Source organism: Actinoplanes sp. NPDC048967 (genome assembly GCF_040649415.1).
Taxonomy (GTDB): Bacteria; Actinomycetota; Actinomycetes; order Mycobacteriales; family Micromonosporaceae; genus Actinoplanes.
This window is the reverse complement of the sequence record NZ_JBEZFL010000001.1, coordinates 1,096,447-1,114,573: the sequence shown is the minus strand read 5'-3', so window position 1 is coordinate 1,114,573 and position 18,127 is coordinate 1,096,447. Positions and strand designations below refer to the sequence as shown.

Below are 18,127 nucleotides of genomic sequence, written 5' to 3'. Positions count from 1 at the left end.
CTGCTCTGAATAGGTTGCCCTCGGCAACAAAACCTTGTGAAAGCCAGATCCCCTCCCGGAGGCATCCATGACGTTGGCGAGGTGGTGCGAGCGATGAGCGACGCGCCGATCCTCCTGGAGATGCGTTCCATCACCAAGGAGTTCCCCGGAGTCAAGGCCCTCGCCGACGTCAACCTGGTGGTGCGGGCCGGCGAGATCCACGCCATCTGCGGCGAGAACGGTGCCGGCAAGTCCACGCTGATGAAGGTGCTCAGTGGGGTCTACCCGTACGGCTCGTACGACGGTGACATCGTTTACCAAGGGACAGAGACCCGTTTCTCGGACATCCGGGCCAGCGAGCACGCGGGCATCGTGATCATCCACCAGGAGCTCGCCCTCATTCCCGAGCTCTCCATCACCGAGAACATCTTCCTGGGCAACGAGCCCCGCAAGCGCGGCGCGATCGACTGGAAGTCCGCCCAGCGCCAGGCCCGGGAGCTGCTGGCCCGGGTCGGGCTGCGCGAGGACCCGGACACCCTGATCAAGGACATCGGCGTCGGCAAGCAGCAGCTGGTGGAGATCGCCAAGGCGTTCGCCAAGGACGTCAAGCTGCTCATCCTCGACGAGCCGACGGCCGCGCTGAACGAGGCGGACTCCCGGCACCTGCTGGACCTGCTGCGCGGCTTCCGCGAGCGCGGCATCACCTCGATCATGATCTCGCACAAGCTCAACGAGATCGAGGCCATCGCCGACCAGATCACCATCCTGCGCGACGGCCGTACGGTCGAGACGCTGGACGTCAAGGCCGACGGCGTCGACGAGGACCGGATCGTGCGGGGCATGGTCGGCCGCGAGCTCAGCAGCCGCTTCCCGGACCACACGCCGAAGATCGGCGAGGTGTTCTTCGAGGTGCGCAACTGGAACGTGCGGCACCCGATCTCGGCCGAGCGCCAGGTCTGCAAGAACGAGAACTTCGTGGTGCGCCGCGGCGAGATCGTCGGCTTCGCCGGCCTGATGGGCGCCGGCCGCACCGAGCTCGCGATGAGCGTGTTCGGCCGCTCCTACGGTGTCTGGGAGTCCGGCACGATCATCAAGGACGGCAAGGAGATCGTCCTCAAGTCGGTGGCGGACGCGATCGCCCACGGGCTCGCCTACGTCAGCGAGGACCGCAAGGCGATCGGCCTCAACCTGCTCGACGACATCAAGACGTCGACGGTGGCGGCCAAGCTCTCCAAGATCAGCAAGCGCGGTGTCCTCGACGAGGTGGCCGAGTACAAGGCCGCCGAGTCCTACCGCAAGGAGCTGCGGACCAAGGCCCCCTCGGTGGACGAGGGTGTCTCCAAGCTCTCCGGCGGCAACCAGCAGAAGGTCGTCCTGGCGAAGTGGATGTTCACGGACCCCGACCTGCTGATCCTCGACGAGCCCACCCGCGGCATCGACGTGGGCGCGAAGTACGAGATCTACGGCATCATCCAGCGGCTCGCCGACCAGGGTAAGGGCGTCATCGTCATCTCCTCGGAGCTGCCCGAGCTGATCGGGCTCTGCGACCGCATCTACACCGTGTTCGAAGGCCAGATCACGGGCGACATCGCCCGCCAGGATGCGGACCCGGAGACCCTCATGAAGCAGATGACCTCGACGAAGAAGATGCAGACCCGATGAGCCGATTCAAGGACCTTCAGAAGAACCTCTTCGGAGGAACCACTTCCAACGCCCGCCAGTTCGGCATGATCTTCACCCTGGTGGCGATCGTCCTGCTGTTCCAGTTCCTGACGGACGGGCTGACACTGCGGTCGGACAACCTGATCGCCCTGTTCCAGCAGAACTCCTACATCCTGATCCTGGCCATCGGCATGCTGATGGTGATCGTGGCCGGGCACATCGACCTGTCGGTCGGCTCGATCGCCGCGTTCGCCGGCATCCTGGTCGCCAAGTCCATGACGGAGTGGGACCTGCCCTGGCCGCTGGCCATCCTGTTCGGCCTCGCCATCGGCGCGGCGATCGGGGCCTGGCAGGGCTTCTGGGTCGCCTACATCGGCGTGCCCGCGTTCATCGTCACGCTGGCCGGCATGCTGATCTTCCGCGGTGGCAACCAGTTCATCGGCAACGCCAACACGATCCCGGTGCCCGAGGGTTTCCGGGTGATCGGTTCGGGCTTCCTGCCCGAGGTGGGGCCGAACACCGGCTACAACAACCTGACCCTGCTGCTGGGCCTGGTGGCCTGCCTCGCGGTGGTCTGGCGGGAGCTGCAGGCCCGGCGTACCCGGCACGAGATGGACGCCGACGCCGGCCCGCTGTGGGTCTCGATCCTGCGGATGGCCGTCATGGTCGGCGTGCTCGCCTTCGTGGCGCTGCGCTTCGCCAGCGGCCGGGTCGGCACCAGCTTCCCGGTCTCCGGCATCATCCTGGTCGCGCTGGTCATCCTGTACTCGTTCTACACCCGCAACACCGCCGGCGGCCGGCACATCTACGCGGTCGGTGGCAACTCGCGCGCCGCCGAGCTGTCCGGCGTCAAGCTCAAGCGGGTCAACTTCTTCGTCATGATGAACATGTCCGTGCTGGCCTCGCTGGCCGGCATGATCTTCGTGGCGCGTTCGGCGGCCTCCGGCCCGCAGGACGGCAACGGCTGGGAACTCGACGCGATCGCCGCGGTCTTCATCGGTGGCGCGGCGGTGGCCGGCGGTATCGGCACGATCAGCGGCTCCATCGTGGGCGGTCTGGTCATGGCCGTGCTCAACAACGGCCTCCAGCTGCAGGGCGTCGGCACCGACCGGGTCCAGATCATCAAGGGCCTGGTGCTGCTGCTCGCGGTCGCACTGGACGTCTACAACAAGAGCCAGGGGCGCTTCTCGGTCATCGGGAGCATCATGCGGCCCTTCCGCCGGGAGGCATCCGCCCCGCCGGCACCGTCGGAAGCGGGCCGCGAGCCCGCCAAGACGTCGGTGGCCGGCTGACGGTCACCGAACCCCTCTCACCCGTAACACCTCTGAAGAAGGGCACTTCCCCCCAATGCGTACATTTTTTGCCAAGACGGTGGCCGTCGGCGCCATCTCGATGCTGGCCCTGACGGCCTGCGGCGGCGGCCGTGACGAGGAGTCCGGCTCGGACGCCCCGGCCAAGGGCTTCGCGGCCAACTCCCTCATCGGTGTGGCCCTGCCCGCCAAGACCTCGGAGAACTGGGTTCTCGCCGGTGACCTGTTCACCAACGGCCTGAAGGAGGCCGGCTTCCAGAGCGACGTGCAGTACGCCGGCGCGTCCACCACGGTCGCCGACCAGCAGGCGCAGATCACCGCCATGGTGACCAAGGGCGCCAAGGTCATCGTCATCGGCGCGACCGACGCCGCGCAGCTGTCGACCCAGGTCGCCGCGGCGCACCAGGCCGGCGCGAAGGTCATCGCGTACGACCGCCTGATCACCAACACGCCGGACCTCGACTACTACGTCGCGTTCGACAACTTCAAGGTCGGCCAGCTCCAGGGCCAGGCCCTGCTGGACGGCATGAAGGCCAAGAAGCCGGCCGGCCCGTACAACATCGAGCTGTTCTCCGGCTCGCCGGACGACAACAACGCCGGTGTGTTCTTCAACGGTGCGATGGACGTCCTCAAGCCGGCCATCGACAAGGGCGACGTCGTCGTCGCGTCGAAGCAGACCGACGTCAAGCAGACCGCCATCCAGGGCTGGAAGGCCGAGGGTGCGCAGGCCCGCATGGACCAGCTGCTGACCTCGACCTACGGCAACAAGGAGCTGGACGGCGTCCTCTCCCCGAACGACACGCTGGCCCGCGCGATCATCACCTCGATCAAGGGTGCCGGCAAGAAGGTCCCGGTCGTCACCGGTCAGGACTCCGAGGTCGAGTCGATCAAGTCGATCATGGCCGGCGAGCAGTACATGACGATCAACAAGGACACCCGCAACCTGGTCAAGGAGACCATCAACATGGTCAAGGCCCTGCAGGCCGGCAACACCCCGCAGGTCAACGACCAGAAGTCCTACAACAACGGCAGCAAGGTCGTCGACACCTTCCTGCTCCCGCCGGTCGCCGTGACCAAGGCCAACGCGGCCGAGGCGTACGCGAACGACCCGAAGCTCGCCCCGCTGACCAAGGCGTGACGGCTGGGTAGCACCTGACAGCGCTGGGTCCCCGGAGTCCTTCTCCGGGGACCCTTCGTCGTCTGCGGTACCGACAAAACGGACGATCGGGAGGAGGCGGGACGGTGGCGACACCCGTACGGTCCAAGCCGTCCGGCCCGGGGCGCCCCGCGGAGCTGCCGCTGCCGGCCGCGCCCGGGGCCAGCCAGGAGGAGATCCGCCGGCAGAACCTCGGCGCGGTGCTGCGCTTCGTCCACGTGCACGGCCCCACCTCCCGGGCCGAGCTCACCGGCCGGCTCGGGCTCAACCGCAGCACCATCGGCGCGCTCGCCGCCGACCTGGCCGCGGCCGGCCTGGTCACCGAGGAGGCCGAGGCGCCCACGGCCGCGCGCCGCGCCGGCCGGCCGTCGCTGGTCGTGAGCCCCCGCTCGGGACGCGTCTACACGTACGCGCTCAGCATCGAGGCCGACCGGCTGCGCGCGGCCCGCGTCGGGCTCGGCGGCCGGATCCTCGACCTGCGGGAGATCGCCCGCCCGCCCGGCATGCCGATGCTCGACGCCGTCGCGCCGCTGACCGGCTTCCTCCGCGCCATGCGGGACTCGGCCGCGCCCGACGCCCTGCCCGCGATCGGCGGGGCCGTCGCCGTGGCCGACACGAGCCGCGACGCCGAGGGCCGGACCCGGATCGGCGCCACCGACGAGCGGCTCGGTGCCGCCCTGGACGAGGCGCTGCCGGCCGGACCGGGCTTCGTCACCGGGGACATGGCCGACATCGCCGCGCTCGCCGAACACGTCCGGGGCGTGGCCGCGGGCATCAACGACCTGATCTACCTGCACGGCGACCTCGGGATCAGTGCCGGCATCATCACCGGCGGCCGGCTCGTCGCCGGCCACCGCGGGCACGGCGGCAAGGTCGGTCACATGGTGGTCAACCCGCACGGCCTGCGCTGCGGCTGCGGGTCACGCGGCTGCTGGGAGACCGAGATCGGGGAGAACGCGCTGCTGCGCCACGCCGGCCGCGGGGCGGGGGACCGGGCTGCCGTCCTCGAAGTGCTGGGGTCGGCGGCCGGCGGTGAGCCCGTGGCCCGCGCGGCGGTCCGCCAGGTCGCGGACTGGCTCGGCTTCGGGGTGGCCAACCTGGTCAACGTGGTCAACCCGGACCTGGTGGTCTTCGGCGGCTCGCTGCGCGAGGTGTACGCGGCCGGCGCCGGCGAGGTCCGCCGCCGCCTGGACGCGATGGCTCTGCCGGCCTCCCGCGAGCACGTGCAGCTGCGCGCCGCGACCCTGGGCCGCGACGCCGCCCTGATCGGCGCGGCCGAGCTCGCCTTCGAGCAGCTGCTGGCCGACCCACTGGGTGCCGGGGATGCGGGCTAGCGGCAGAATGGGCACGGTAACGGGCGACGAAGGCGGCTGCGGATGACGGAAACACCGGCTGGCGCTGCCACTCTGCGCTGGGTCGCCACGCTGGCCTGGCTGCTGCCGCCGCTGGTCGAGCTGCCGCTGCTCGCCGGGCTGTGCTCCGGCATCCCGGAGGTCGGCCGGGCCGCCGTCTTCGGCATCCCGGCCACCCGGGTGGCGGTGCTGTTCGCCCTGCTCGCCGCGCTGGCCGGGTTCGTGGCCGTCGTGCGCGGCGCGACCGGGCTGACCCGGGCGGCCGTCGCGGGGGCGCTGTCGATCGCCGCCGGCATCGTGGCCGCCCTGGCCGCGGGTTTCCTCTTCGACGGGGAGTTCCCGATGGTCGCGCTGCTCCCCGCCCACTCCGCGCTGGCACTGGCCGTGCTGGCCCGCGCCGCCCTGCGCGAGCCCGCCGAGTCCTAGCGACGGCGCTGCGCCGCCGGGCCGGCCGCAGCGACGGCCCGCCGACTTCTGACGCCGGCCGCGTGCCGCCGAGCCGGGCAGTACCGACAGCCCGTCGGCTTTCTGGTATCGGCGGCGTGCCGCCGGCCGGCCGCAGCGACGGCCCGTCGGCTTTCTAGTACCGGCGGCGTGCCGCCAGGCCCGGCAGCAGGGACAGCCCGGCGATGATGGCGCCGGCGACCATCCCCAGGTAGGCCAGCAGCACCGCCGCCTCACCCCCGCCGAAGGCGGCCGCCCCGATCACCAGCACGAAGCCGAGCAGCACCGGCAGCCCGGCCAGCACCCAGGCGGCGGTCTTCTGCGCCGGGCTCCACCGCGGCGAGCCGGACACCAGCATCAGCCCGGCCAGCGGACTGATCACCGGCAGCACCACCGAGCCGGCGGTGAGCAGGGCGATCCCCGCGTACTCGGGTCCCGCCGAGGGGGTCGCGGCCGGTGGCGGCAGCGGGGCGGGCATGACCGGCCGGCGCAGGTGGGCCGGCATCCGGCCACGGCGGGCCGCCGCCGCGAGCGCCTCCGGCGGGCCCAGCCGGTGCAGGATGTGCCGCGGGTCCTCCAGCGGGTCGGCCACCGAGGTACGCCGCATCGCGATGTAGTCCGCGACGGTGGTCATCAGCTCGTCACGCAGCTCGGGGGCGAGATCGTCGCTGGCGCCCCAGAGCGCGGCCAGGTAGTCCAGGACGAGGACGTCCGTGTGCGCCAGCGGCGTGGTGTCGTAGTGGTGCGGTACGGACGTCATCCGGATCCCCCTGAGCAGAGTGCGACAGTGCAGCCAGCATCGCGGCGGCCCACCCCGGCGCACATCTGGCCGGGGACTGATCCCCTGGCCGGCTCTCTGTCTTTCGGCCGATCCGGTCCCGCCGTGGTGCTCAGGGCCGGTCCGGGGCGATGGTCCGTTTCGCGGATGGCCCGCGGGCCGTTCGTACGGCAGCCTGGTCCGGTGGACCACGGCGATCTTGTGCGCGCTCCCGGTCAGCCCGGTTTTGCTACATCCGAGCCGTTCAGCGCCGATGCTTTCAGCATGGCCGAGGACACCCGCGCACCCGCACGCTACGTGTGGATCACCGCTAGCCTCGCCGTCGCCAGCTGGCTGTGGTACCTGCTGTTCAGCACCGTCGGCGCCGGGCACGTCGCCATCGCCTACCTGGCGGTGCCGCTGGGCGGTGTCTTCGCGGTGGTCGGGCTGTTCCAGCTCTGGCGCACCGTACGCGGCGACCGCACAGCCAGCCGCTTCTGGCTCACCCTGCTCATCGCCGCCTCGTTCATGACCGCCGGTTACGTGCTGATGGCGGTCAACGCCGCCCTCTACTCGGTCGGCGACATGCCGCCGGACATGACCCTGTCCGCCGCCGGCTGTGTCGGGCTCGGCTTCGCGCTGGCCATGTGGGCCGTCGCCCGGGTGCCGGTGGGCGCGATGGATCCGGCCGAGCGCTGGCGCATGCACCTGGACCGGCTCGTCGCCTTCCTGGGCTGCGCGACGGTGCTGTGGCACTTCGGGCTCGCCCCCATGCTGACGGCCACCGAGCGCTGGGCGCCGCAGACTCTGTCGCTGGTGGGGCTGGCGTTCCTGCTGACCGTCGGCGGCATCACCAAGGTGTCGTACCTCGGTGACGGCCCGGTCGACCGGACGGCGATGCGGCTGGTCGCGGCCATGGGCCTGACCGCCGCCGGGGTGGCCGTGCTGGCCACCACGTTCGGCAACGCCGGTGGGGTGCCGTCGCAGGCCGTGGTGCTGCCCATCGCGCCGGTGCTGCTCACCCTGGCCGTACGCGCGCAGGCCCGGGCCACGCTCGGCGGTCGCCGGGTGTCCCGCCGGTCCTCGCCGCTGCTGCCGTACCTGGCCATCGCGGCCGCGGACCTGCCGCTGGTCGCCGTGGCCGCCGGGCCGCTGCAGTGGCCCGGCCGGGTCTCGCTGATCGCCGCCGTGCTGGTCAGCGTCCTGGTCACGGCCCGGCAGTTCGTGGCCTTCCGGGACAACAAGCGGCTGCTCAGCGACATCCGTGGCCAGGAGGTGCGGCTGCAGCACGAGGTCAGCCACGACAGCCTGACCGGACTGGCCAATCGGGCCCGGTTCCGCGGCGTGCTGCACGCCGCGCTGGTCAACGGGGCCTCCGCCACCGTGCTGCTGGTCGACCTGGACGATTTCAAGACGGTCAACGACTCGCTCGGCCACGACGTCGGTGACCGCCTGCTGGTCGCGGTGGCCGACGTGCTGCGCGAGCAGTGCGGGGCCGACGGCCTGCCGGTGCGCATCGGCGGCGACGAGTTCGCCGTGCTGCTGACCGGCGGCTCCACGGTGGGGGAGACCGTCGCCCAGCGGGTGCTGGACGCGCTGACCCGGCCGATCAGCGAGCACCGGCTGCTGGTGCAGGCCAGCATCGGCATCGCGACCGCGGCGCCGGGCGCGACGCTGGACAGCGTGCTGCGCGACGCCGACGTGGCCATGTACGCCGCCAAGGGCCACGGCAAGGCCGGCTACGTGCGCTACGTGCCGGGCATGGAGGAGCCGATCCTGGCCCACATCCAGCTCGGCGGCGAGCTGCGCCGGGGCCTGGACGAGGGTGAGTTCCGGGTGGTCTACCAGCCGGTGGTCGCGCTGGCCAACGGCAAGATCGTCGGGGTCGAGGCGCTCGTGCGCTGGGACCACCCGGTGCGCGGCCCGGTGTCGCCGGTCGAGTTCATCCCGGTCGCCGAGCGCACCGGCCTGATCGTCGAGCTGGGCCGGTTCGTGCTGCGCGAGACGTGCCGGCAGATGGCCGCCTGGCTGGCCGAGTTCGGCCCGGACGCGCTGCAGAAGCCGGGCGTCAACGTCTCGGCCCGCCAGCTGCACGATCCCGACTTCGTCAGCGACGTGCTGGCCGCGCTGGCCGATTCCGGACTGCCCACCGACCGCCTGGTGCTGGAGCTGACCGAGTCCGCGGTGCTGCGCGGCAGCCAGGTGTCGCGCACCCTGCACGAGCTCGACCGGCTCGGCGTGGCGCTGGCCCTGGACGACTTCGGCACCGGCGAGTCGTCGCTGAGCCTGCTGCGCTCGTTCCCGGCGGCGATCGTCAAGCTCGACAAGTCCTTCGTGGACGGTATCGAGATCGAGGACGCCGAGGCCGGTGGCCGCGACGCCCGCCAGGCGGTCGCCCGCGCGGTCATCCAGCTGGCGAACGCGCTGGGCCTGGACACAGTGGCCGAGGGCATCGAGAACGAGGCCCAGGCCGAGCAGCTGCGCCTGCTGGGATACACCCTCGGCCAGGGCTACCACCTGGCCCGCCCGATGCCCGCCGAGGACTTCACCCGGCTGCTCGCGGCCCAGCGTCGCGCCGTCACGGCTTGACGTATACCGCTTGTCCCGGACAGCCCCGCCGGGCACGGTGAGAGATGTGACCGTCCACAACCACCGGTGAGCTGGGCGAAGCCCTTCGGAACGGGCGATGTCCGGCCTGTCCACATCGTCTGATCCACGGCTTTGGCGCGGGCTTATCGCTTGTGGCCGTAAAACTTTTGCATATTTCGAAGATTCTTTTCGCCACTTGAGCGAAACAAACCATTAACATCAGCAAGCGAACGACTTCGATGCAACAAAAGTGCTCCGACGTGGCGCAGGGCTCCCCGAGAGCCGCCGCCCGAGCGGCCGATGCCGTGCGCCCACGTCATTCCCGCACCACCTACCGGGAGGCAGTGCAAGCGATGCAGAACGAGTCCACCGTCAGCCGCCGTCATCTTCTGGGCGCCGCCGCGGCCGGTGCCGCCGTGGTCGGCAGCTCCGCCGTCCTGGCCTCACCGGCCGAGGCGTCCAAGGGCGGCCGCCGGCTCGCCCGGGTGCCGCGCGACAAGATCAGCGTGCAGCTCTACACCCTGCGCGACCAGCTCACCATCGACCTGGACGAGAGCCTGGCCGAACTGGCCGAGATCGGCTACACCCGGGTCGAGCACGCCGGCTTCGTCGGCCGCACGGCCGCCCAGTTCCGCGCCGCCCTGGACGCCGCCGGGCTGCGCGCCACCTCCGGGCACGTCGGCATCCCGCAACCGTTCAACGCCTCGACCTGGCAGGCCGCGCTCGAGGACGCCCAGATCGTCGGCAACAAGTACATCGTGCACCCGTACTTCGGCACCGACGCCAACGGCCCGATCCGCGACGGCTCCGTCTACAAAGCCTTCGCCAAGGACCTGAACAAGGCCGGTGCGCTGGCCCGCAAGGCCGGGCTCAGCTTCGGCTACCACAACCACCACAACGAGTTCCTGCCCCAGGACGGCGGCAAGCGCACCGGCTTCGACATCCTGACCCGCGAGACCGATCCCGGGCTGGTGCACTTCGAGGTCGACTTGTACTGGGCCTTCCGGGGTGCCAACGACCCGGTGGACCTGATCCACGAGAACCGGGGGCGGATCCGCCAGGTGCACGTCAAGGACATGGCGGTGTCCAGCAGCTTCGCCGACCCCGGCACCGGCCTGATCGACTTCGGCCGCATCTTCGAGCACTCCCGCGAGGCGGGCCTGGTCGAGTACATCGTGGAACGAGACGACGCCGGCACCCCGCCGCGCACCCCCGCCGACGCGCTGACCACCGCCGAGGTCGGCTTCCGTTACCTCGACAACCTCCGGTTCTGAGGGGACTGCCCTATGAAGAAGCGATTGCTGACCGCCGTACCGGTGCTGGCTCTGCTCACCACGGCCCTGACCGTCCCGACCGGGCCGGCCGCCGCGAAGGCGCCGGCCGAGCCGCCGGCCGACGCGAACTTCCAGAAGGTCACCCTGGACGACTTCCCGGGCGAGCCGATCGCGCTGGCCGTGCTGCCGGACCGCCGGGTGCTGCACACCGCGCGCACCGGTGAGGTACGCATCAACGACCCCAAGAGCGGGCGCAACATCCTGGCCGCCAAGATCCCCGTCTACCAGCACGACGAGGAGGGTGTGCAGGGCGTCGCGATCGACCCGAACTTCAAGCAGAACAAGTGGGTCTACATCTACTACTCGCCGCCGCTGAACACCCCGTCGGACAACCCGGCGACCCCCGCGGTCAACGAGGGTGACGCGCCGGAGAACGGCACCGCCGCCGACTTCGCCCCGTACAAGGGCGTGATGCGGCTGTCGCGGTTCAAGCTCAATGGCAACACGCTGGCGCTGGCCAGCGAGCAGAAGATCATGGAGGTCGGCACCGACCGGGGCATCTGCTGCCACGTCGGCGGCAAGATCGACTTCGACAGCAAGGGCAACCTGTACCTGTCCACGGGTGACGACACCAACCCGTTCGCCTCCGACGGCTACACGCCGATCGACGAGCGGGCCGACCGCAACCCGGCCTTCGACGCCCAGCGCACCGCCGGCAACACCAACGACCTGCGGGGCAAGCTGCTGCGGATCAAGGTCGGCGCCAACGGCAGCTACACCATCCCGAAGGGCAACCTGTTCAAGCCGGGCACCGCGTACACCCGCCCGGAGATCTACGCGATGGGTCTGCGCAACCCGTTCCGCTTCGCGGTCGACAAGAAGACCGACGTCGCGTACGTCGGTGACTACTCGCCGGACGCGAACAGCCCCAACCCGGCGCGCGGCCCGGCCGGGCACGGCCGCTGGATGGCCATCGACAAGCCCGCCAACTACGGGTGGCCGTACTGCGTCGCGCCCGACATGCCGTACGTCGACTTCGACTTCGCCACCCGGACCTCCGGCCAGCCGTTCAACTGCGCCGCGCCGGTCAACGACTCGCCCAACAACACCGGTAAGCGCAAGCTGCCGCCGGTGCAGAAGGCGGAAGTCATCTACACGTACGCGGCCTCGACGGAGTTCCCGGAGCTGGGCACGGGCGGCATCGGCCCGATGGGCGGCCCGGCGTACGACTTCGACGCCAAGAACAAGTCGGCGACCAAGTGGCCGAAGTACTACGACGGCAAGCCGCTGTTCTACGAGTGGACCCGCGACTACGTGCAGGAGTTCACGCTCGGCGCGGACAACGAGGTCACCGCGATCCGTGAGGTGCTGCCGTCGGTCATCTTCGACAACCCGATGGACCTGGAGTTCGGCCCCGACGGCTCGCTGTACGTGCTCGAGTACGGCGACGGCTACTTCTCCGAGAACCCGGAGGCGCAGCTGGCCCGCATCGACTACGTCCGCGGCAACCGCACCCCGCTGCCGAAGATCACGGCCACGCCGACCCGGGGTGAGGCGCCGCTGACGGTGACCTTCTCCAGCGCCGGCACCACCGATCCCGACGGCGACAGCCTGCGCTACGCCTGGGACTTCAACGCCGACGGCATCGTCGACTCCCGGGCCCCGAACGCGGTCTACACGTTCACCGAGAACGGCAACTACCGGCCGACACTGAAGGTGACCGACCCGACCGGCCGCTGGGCGTCCGCGGAGGTGCTGCTCCCGGTGGGCACGGCAGCCCCGCAGGTCACCCTGACCACCACGCCGAACCCGGACCAGCCGTTCGCCTTCGGTGACACGGTGAGCTTCCAGGTCACCGTGGTGGACGACCAGCCGGTCGACTGCTCGAAGGTCACCGTGACCTTCATCCTGGGTCACGACCAGCACGGTCACCCGCTGTCCACGGCCACCGGGTGCAGCGGCTCGATCCAGACGTTCCTCGACCCGGGTCACGCCGGGGCGGAGAACCTGAACGCGGTGTTCGTGGCGTCGTACACGGACTCCGGCACCCCGCCGCAGACCGGGACCGACGAGGTCGTCCTGGACCCGACGGAGAGCTGAGGTAACAAGCGACCGAGGTCACCGCCGTCACCCACGGCGGTGACCTCGGCCGTTCCGCCCGCATCACGGCCCCGATTGCGTCACCCTGGTAGGCGTGGGGGTGCACCTGGAGCAATGGTGGGCGCAGTTCCTCGAAGCGTCCGACCGTTTCGACGCCGCCTACCTGGTCGAGGGGCTCAGCGACCTGGTCGGCCCGTACATCAAGGCTCCGCTGCTGCGCCGCGAGGTCAAGATCGCCGCGGACGCGGTGGTCCGCCAGCTGGAGCGGCCGGCGAGCGCCGAACGCGCCGAGCACGGCCGTGAGGCCGCCGAGCGGCTGTCGCGCACCCTGGACCGGATCCGGGAACGCGCCACCGGAGCCGCGATCGCCACGGAAGAGGCGGCGATCGTCGACCTGGCCCTGCGCGGCGAGTACGCGGCAGCGGCCGCCGCGGCCGAGGCCCTGGTGGACGAGAAGAAGCTGTACCGCCTGTTCGTCACGGCGCTGCGCCTGGAACGCTTCGACATCCCGATGGCTCTGCGCCTGCTGGAGGCCGGCCAGACCCCGCGCGAGGCGATCCGCTCGGGCCACCTGCTCGGCAAGTACAGCTGGTGGCCGTCCTGGCTGCTGCGCATCGTCACGGAACGGGCCCTGGCCGGCACCCTCGACGAGGAGACCATCGCGGCGCTGGACAAGTGCGCGTACGCGGAACTGACCCCGCTGCAGGCGAACCTGGCCCGCAAACTGCTGGGCGGCAACGAGGCCCTGATCAGCACGGCGGCCCACCGCCTGATCACCCTGGGCGAGGCCGACGCGGCCGAACGCCTGCGCGAGGGCGACATCGCGGCGGTGGCGTTCGCGGCCCGGCTGAGCACGCAGTAGAGCGTGAAAGGGCCCGGCCGTCGGGTGACGACCGGGCCCGGGGGAGAGTGACAGCGACTACGCGCCGCCGGCCGTCAGGGTCACCGTCTGCGGCTGGAAGCCCGCCCCGTTGATGTCCACGCCGGCCGCCTTGGCCTGGTCCTGGGCCTGCTTGATGTAGTCGTTGGTGAACGCCAGGCCCTCCGGCTGCTTGGTCAGCACCGTGTCGCCGGTCTGGTTCTTCGTGGTCAGGGACAGGTCGACCGTCCGCTTCCAGTCGGCCTCGTTGATCGTGCCGACCCCACCGGTCGCCGGCCAGACCAGCTTGTTCACCTCGTTCATCTGCCAGAGCTGGTGGCTCTTGCCGAGCTTGGAGCCCTTGGCCACCACCAGGTCGCGGCACTTCTCGGCGTTGTCGCGGCAGTACGCCCAGCCTTTGATCGTGCCAGCCAGGAACTTCACCGTCTGCTGCTGGTACGCCGGGTCGTTGAGCTTCTCCGTGTTGGCCCACACCGCGTCCTGCAGCATCGACGAGCCTTCGGTCTTCCAGTCGATGATGGCGAAGTCCTCCGGCGTGTAGAGCTTGCCGGTCGCCGGGTTCGTCGCCTCCAGCAGCTGGGCGTACTCGTTGTAGCTCATCGCCTGGGCGGCGTCGATCTCCTTCTTGAGCAGCGCCTGCATGTCGAACTGCTGCTGCACCAGGGTGACGTCCTGGCCCGGGTCGAGCCCGGCCTTGGTCATGCCGGCGAACAGCTCGAACTCGTTGCCGAAGCCCCAGTTGCCGACCTTCCTGCCCTTGAGGTCGGCGGCCTTGGTGATGCCGCTGTCCTTCCAGGCCACCTGGTACGTGCCGGAGCGGGCGAAGATCTGCCCGACGTCGGTGATGCCGGCGCCCTGCTCGCGCGACGCCAGCGCCTTGGGGACCCAGGCCACCGCGTAGTCGGCCTTGCCCTGGGCCAGCACGGTCTGCGGCACGATGTCGACGCCGCCTTCGAGCAGTTGCACGTCGAGGCCCTGCTCCTTGTAGAAGCCCTGGTCCACGGCGGCGATGTAGCCGGCGAACTGGGCCTGGTAGAACCACTGCAGCTGCAATTTGATCGGGGTCGGGGCGCCGCCGCTGGCGCCCGGGGTCGTCGTCGTGGGGGTGTCGGCGGTGCCGCAGGCGCTCAGCGTGAGCACGGCGGCGATGAGGGTGGCGAACAAGGGACGACGCACACGAACTCCTAGGAGATGAGGCGGGTTTTCCAGGGCATCGCGATCCGCTCCAGCAGGAGCGTGGCCAGGTAGAAGAACAAGCCGAGCAGGCAGGCGCCGACCACGAAGGCCCAGGCCCGGGGGTACGCGGTGAACGCGGCGGCGGAGGTGATCCGCGCGCCGAGCCCGTCCTGCAGCCCGCCGAAGTACTCGGCGACGACCGCGGCGATGACGGCCAGCGACGACGCCTGTCGCAGACCGGTGAAGACGAAGGGCAGCGCGCCGGGCAGCCGGACCAGCCGGGTGAAGGTCCAGCCGCCGGCGGCGTAGCTGGTCATCAGCTCCCGCTGGGTCGGGTCGACCTCGCGCAGGCCGCGCAGTGTGTTGATGAAGACCGGGAAGAACACGATGATCCCGGCGACCAGCCGGCGCGGCACACTCGAGGTCGACTCGAACATGTTGTTGAGGATCGGGGCCAGCGCGATGATCGGCAGCGCGTTGAGCACCGCCGCGAGCGGGACGGAGACCTCGGAGAGGATCCGGAACCGGCTGGCCGCCATCGCGGCGAGCACCCCGGCGACCGTGCCCCAGGCCAGCCCGACGAGCGCGTTGAGCCCGCTGGCCAGCCCGGCCTCCCACACGTTCTGGCGCTGCACGACCAGCTCGTGCCAGATCGCCGACGGCGCCGGGAGGATGAACGGCGCGATCCGCCCGAACGTGACGGTCAGCTCCCACGCCACCAGCGCCAGGATCCCGAGCAGGACCGGCGGGGCGACGCGGCGCAGGAGATTCACGGCGCGGTCGCTTCGGAGGTACGGGGCGACGGCGCCACAACCGCACCGGCGCCCTCCGCCCCCACAGATCCCGGCACCGTCCCCGTGCCCCGCAAGGCGCGGCGGACCGAGGTGATCGCCGCGAAGTACGCCGGGGACTGCCGGGCCGCGTCGTCGCGGGTGCCCAGCTCGACGTCGATCGTCGCGGTGATCCGGCCCGGCCGCGGTGACATCACCACGACCCGGTCGGACAGGAACACCGCCTCCGAGATGGAGTGCGTGACGAAGACCGTGCTGGTGCCGGTCTGCGCGCAGATCGCCAGCAGCTCCGACTGCAACCGCTCGCGGGTCATCTCGTCGAGCGCGCCGAACGGCTCGTCCATCAGCAGCAGCGGCGGGTGCACGGCCAGGGCGCGGGCGATCGCGACGCGCTGCTGCATGCCGCCGGACAGCTGAGCCGGATAGTGCCCGGCGAAGTCGGCCAGCCCGACCAGTGCCAGCATCTCCGTGGCCCGGGCCCTGCGCTCGGCCCGGGAGGCGCCCCGCAACTCCAGCGGCAGCTCCACGTTGCGCTGCACGGTGCGCCATTCGAAGAGGCCGGCCTGCTGGAACGCGATGCCGTACTCCTGGTCCAGCCGGGCCCGGGCGGCCGGTTTGCCGGCCACCTCGACCGTCCCGGTCGTCGCCGGGATCAGGTCGGCGATCAGCCGCAGCAGGGTGCTCTTGCCGCACCCGGACGGCCCGATCAGGGAGACGAACTGCCCGGCCGGGATGGCCAGGTCGATGCCGGTCAGGGCGGTGACCTCGTCGGGCCGGCCCTGGTTGAAGACCTTGGAGACTCCGGAGAGGGACACTGCGGTCACATCGTCACCACCGAGACGCGTCGTCGGTGCCGCATCAGCGGCAGTTCCAGCAGGCTGACCAGGGCGGCGACGACGAGCCCGAGCAGGGCCGCGCCGAGCATGGCGGTGTAGACCTTCGCGGGATCACTGGTGGCCTCCCGGGAGTACTCGATGATGAGCCGGCCGACGCCGCCGCGCGTACCGGTGGAGATCTCGCCGACCACCGCGCCCACGACGGCGGCCGCGCCGGCCAGCCGCAGCGCCGGGAAGAGGTACGGCAGTGCGGCCGGCAGGCGCAGCTTGACCAGCGTGCGCCACCACCCGGCGGCGTAGCTGCGCATCAGCTCGACCCCGGCCGCCTGCGGTGACTGCAGACCACGCAGCATGCCCACGGCGACCGGGAAGAAGGCCAGGTACGCCGCGATCACCGCGACTGTCATCCACTCCGGCCAGACCGTGCCGCCCCAGCCGGCGATGAGCGGCGCGAGCGCGACCAGCGGCACGGTCTGCGACAGGATCACGTACGGCAGCAGGCCCCGCTCGACGATCCGGAAGCGCTGCATGGCCACCGCCAGCAGCAGGCCGATCACCGCGCCGGCCGCGAAGCCGACCGTGGTGATCCCCAGCGTGAAGACACTGGCGCTGAGCACCGCCTGCCAGACCGGCCGGCCGCCGGTGAGTTCCGGACGGCCGAGCCGGCTGAGCATCTCCCACACGTGCGGCATCGACAGGTCATCGGCCCGGGGCAGGATCCGGACGCCGAACAGCACGGTCCCGTCCGGGTTCCCGACCGCCTTGTAGCCCTCCCAGAGGGCGATGAGCACCACCAGGCCGGCGCCGGCGCTGAGCACACGTCTCACGCGACCTCCGGGATGATCTTCTCGCCGTACGCCCGCAGGGTCGCCTCTTTGTCGTCGTGCTGCAGGTAGAGGGCGAACTGGTCGACGCCGATGGCCCGCAGCTCCTCCAGGCGTTGCCGGTGCGCCTCGACCGGGCCCAGCACACAGAACCGGTCCACCACCTCGTCCGGCACGAACGAGGTGTGCGAGTTGCCGGCCCGGCCGTGCTCGGCGTAGTCGTAGCCCTGCCGGCCCTTGATGTAGTCGGTCAGCACCTGCGGCACCGCGCCGTCGGCGCCGTAGCGGGCGACGATGTCGGCGACGTGGTTGCCGACCATGCCGCCGAACCAGCGGGTCTGGTCCCGCTGGTGGGCCAGGTCGTCACCGACGTAGGCGGGCGCGGCGACGCAGAACTTGACGGCCGCCGGGTCGCGGCCGGCCCGCTCCGCGGCGGCCCGGACCGCCTTGATCATCCAGGCCGCGATGTCCGGGTCGGCGAGCTGCAGGATGTAGCCGTCACCCACCTCACCGGTCAGGGCCAGGGCCTTGGGCCCGTACGCGGCCACCCACACGTCCAGCCGGCTGTCGGGGGCCCAGGCGAACCGCAGCTCCTGACCGCGCAGCGACACCGTCTCCCCGCTGGCCAGGCCGCGGATCACCCCGATGCTCTCGCGCAGCTGGGCCAGCGAGTTCGGTTGCCGGCCCAGCACCCGCAGGGCCGAGTCGCCGCGGCCGATCCCGCAGATGGTGCGGTTGCCGTACATCTCGTTGAGGGTGGCGAACTGGGACGCGATCACGGTCCAGTCCCGGGTGCCCGGGTTGGTCACCATCGGGCCGACGACCACCCGCTCGGTGTCGGCCAGGATCTTGCTGTAGATGACGAACGGCTCCTGCCACAGCACGTGCGAGTCGAACGTCCACACGTGGCTGTAGCCCAGCTCCTCCGCCTTCTTGGCCCACTCCACCACCTCCAGGGCGGGTGGGTCGCACTGCAGGACGACGCCGATGTCCATGC

Annotated in this window: 15 protein-coding genes; 9 read left to right on the top strand and 6 right to left on the bottom strand. The window is 70.8% G+C overall.

Annotation, left to right across the window (positions count from 1 at the left end; genetic code table 11):
* The first annotated feature begins 93 nt into the window (after positions 1-93).
* The 5 genes from mmsA to AB0C12_RS05175 all read left to right on the top strand — a co-directional run bounded on the left by mmsA (position 94) and on the right by AB0C12_RS05175 (position 5,885).
* Positions 94-1,641 (top strand): multiple monosaccharide ABC transporter ATP-binding protein, encoded by a 1,548-nt coding sequence (gene mmsA / locus AB0C12_RS05195; RefSeq protein WP_360544327.1) that lies wholly within the window; start codon positions 94-96, stop codon positions 1,639-1,641.
* Positions 1,638-2,933 (top strand): multiple monosaccharide ABC transporter permease, encoded by a 1,296-nt coding sequence (gene mmsB, locus AB0C12_RS05190; RefSeq protein ID WP_360544325.1) that lies wholly within the window; start codon positions 1,638-1,640, stop codon positions 2,931-2,933. Before mmsA ends, mmsB begins: the two co-directional genes overlap by 4 nt.
* 55 nt (positions 2,934-2,988) lie before the next feature.
* Complete coding sequence (locus AB0C12_RS05185; RefSeq protein ID WP_360544323.1) at positions 2,989-4,089, top strand: sugar-binding protein; 1,101 nt, start codon at positions 2,989-2,991, stop codon at positions 4,087-4,089.
* Between the two features lie 155 nt (positions 4,090-4,244).
* Complete coding sequence (locus AB0C12_RS05180; protein WP_360544946.1) at positions 4,245-5,441, top strand: ROK family protein; 1,197 nt, start codon at positions 4,245-4,247, stop codon at positions 5,439-5,441.
* A 42-nt stretch (positions 5,442-5,483) separates the two neighbouring features.
* The gene (locus tag AB0C12_RS05175; RefSeq protein WP_360544321.1) at positions 5,484-5,885 is read left to right on the top strand and encodes a hypothetical protein; all 402 of its coding nucleotides are present in this window, start codon (positions 5,484-5,486) and stop codon (positions 5,883-5,885) included.
* 154 nt (positions 5,886-6,039) lie between these two features.
* Here AB0C12_RS05175 and AB0C12_RS05170 read toward each other — a convergent pair whose 3' ends face one another.
* On the bottom strand, positions 6,040-6,663 hold the full coding sequence (locus AB0C12_RS05170) for a hypothetical protein (RefSeq protein ID WP_360544319.1): 624 nt from the start codon (positions 6,661-6,663) through the stop codon (positions 6,040-6,042).
* Positions 6,664-6,945: 282 nt separating this feature from the next.
* On the opposite strand from AB0C12_RS05170, the gene AB0C12_RS05165 reads away from it, so the two are divergent.
* The 4 genes from AB0C12_RS05165 (at position 6,946) to AB0C12_RS05150 (ending at position 13,485) form a co-directional block, all read left to right on the top strand.
* Positions 6,946-9,249 carry an EAL domain-containing protein gene (locus AB0C12_RS05165; protein ID WP_360544317.1) on the top strand — a complete coding sequence of 768 codons (2,304 nt, stop codon included), beginning with the start codon at positions 6,946-6,948 and terminating at the stop codon, positions 9,247-9,249.
* 353 nt (positions 9,250-9,602) lie between these two features.
* Complete coding sequence (locus AB0C12_RS05160) at positions 9,603-10,523, top strand: sugar phosphate isomerase/epimerase (protein WP_360544315.1); 921 nt, start codon at positions 9,603-9,605, stop codon at positions 10,521-10,523.
* A 12-nt stretch (positions 10,524-10,535) separates the two neighbouring features.
* On the top strand, positions 10,536-12,623 hold the full coding sequence (locus AB0C12_RS05155; RefSeq protein ID WP_360544313.1) for a PQQ-dependent sugar dehydrogenase: 2,088 nt from the start codon (positions 10,536-10,538) through the stop codon (positions 12,621-12,623).
* A 94-nt stretch (positions 12,624-12,717) separates the two neighbouring features.
* Positions 12,718-13,485: a hypothetical protein gene (locus AB0C12_RS05150; RefSeq protein WP_360544311.1), complete on the top strand. Its 768-nt coding sequence runs from the start codon at positions 12,718-12,720 to the stop codon at positions 13,483-13,485.
* A 57-nt stretch (positions 13,486-13,542) separates the two neighbouring features.
* Here the strand turns inward: AB0C12_RS05150 and AB0C12_RS05145 are convergent, their stop codons facing one another.
* From AB0C12_RS05145 to AB0C12_RS05125, 5 genes are read right to left on the bottom strand one after another with little or no spacing between them, the layout of a single operon-like run.
* On the bottom strand, positions 13,543-14,679 hold the full coding sequence (locus AB0C12_RS05145; protein WP_360544309.1) for an ABC transporter substrate-binding protein: 1,137 nt from the start codon (positions 14,677-14,679) through the stop codon (positions 13,543-13,545).
* 8 nt (positions 14,680-14,687) lie between these two features.
* The gene (locus AB0C12_RS05140) at positions 14,688-15,452 is read right to left on the bottom strand and encodes an ABC transporter permease (RefSeq protein WP_360544307.1); all 765 of its coding nucleotides are present in this window, start codon (positions 15,450-15,452) and stop codon (positions 14,688-14,690) included.
* The gene (locus tag AB0C12_RS05135) at positions 15,449-16,294 is read right to left on the bottom strand and encodes an ABC transporter ATP-binding protein (RefSeq protein WP_360544305.1); all 846 of its coding nucleotides are present in this window, start codon (positions 16,292-16,294) and stop codon (positions 15,449-15,451) included. Before AB0C12_RS05135 ends, AB0C12_RS05140 begins: the two co-directional genes overlap by 4 nt.
* Complete coding sequence (locus tag AB0C12_RS05130) at positions 16,291-17,133, bottom strand: ABC transporter permease subunit (RefSeq protein WP_360544303.1); 843 nt, start codon at positions 17,131-17,133, stop codon at positions 16,291-16,293. The genes AB0C12_RS05135 and AB0C12_RS05130 overlap by 4 nt, the downstream gene beginning before the upstream one ends.
* Positions 17,130-18,125, bottom strand: a complete 996-nt coding sequence (locus tag AB0C12_RS05125; protein WP_360544301.1) for a TIGR03842 family LLM class F420-dependent oxidoreductase — start codon at positions 18,123-18,125, stop codon at positions 17,130-17,132. The genes AB0C12_RS05130 and AB0C12_RS05125 overlap by 4 nt, the downstream gene beginning before the upstream one ends.
* Positions 18,126-18,127 lie beyond the last annotated feature (2 nt).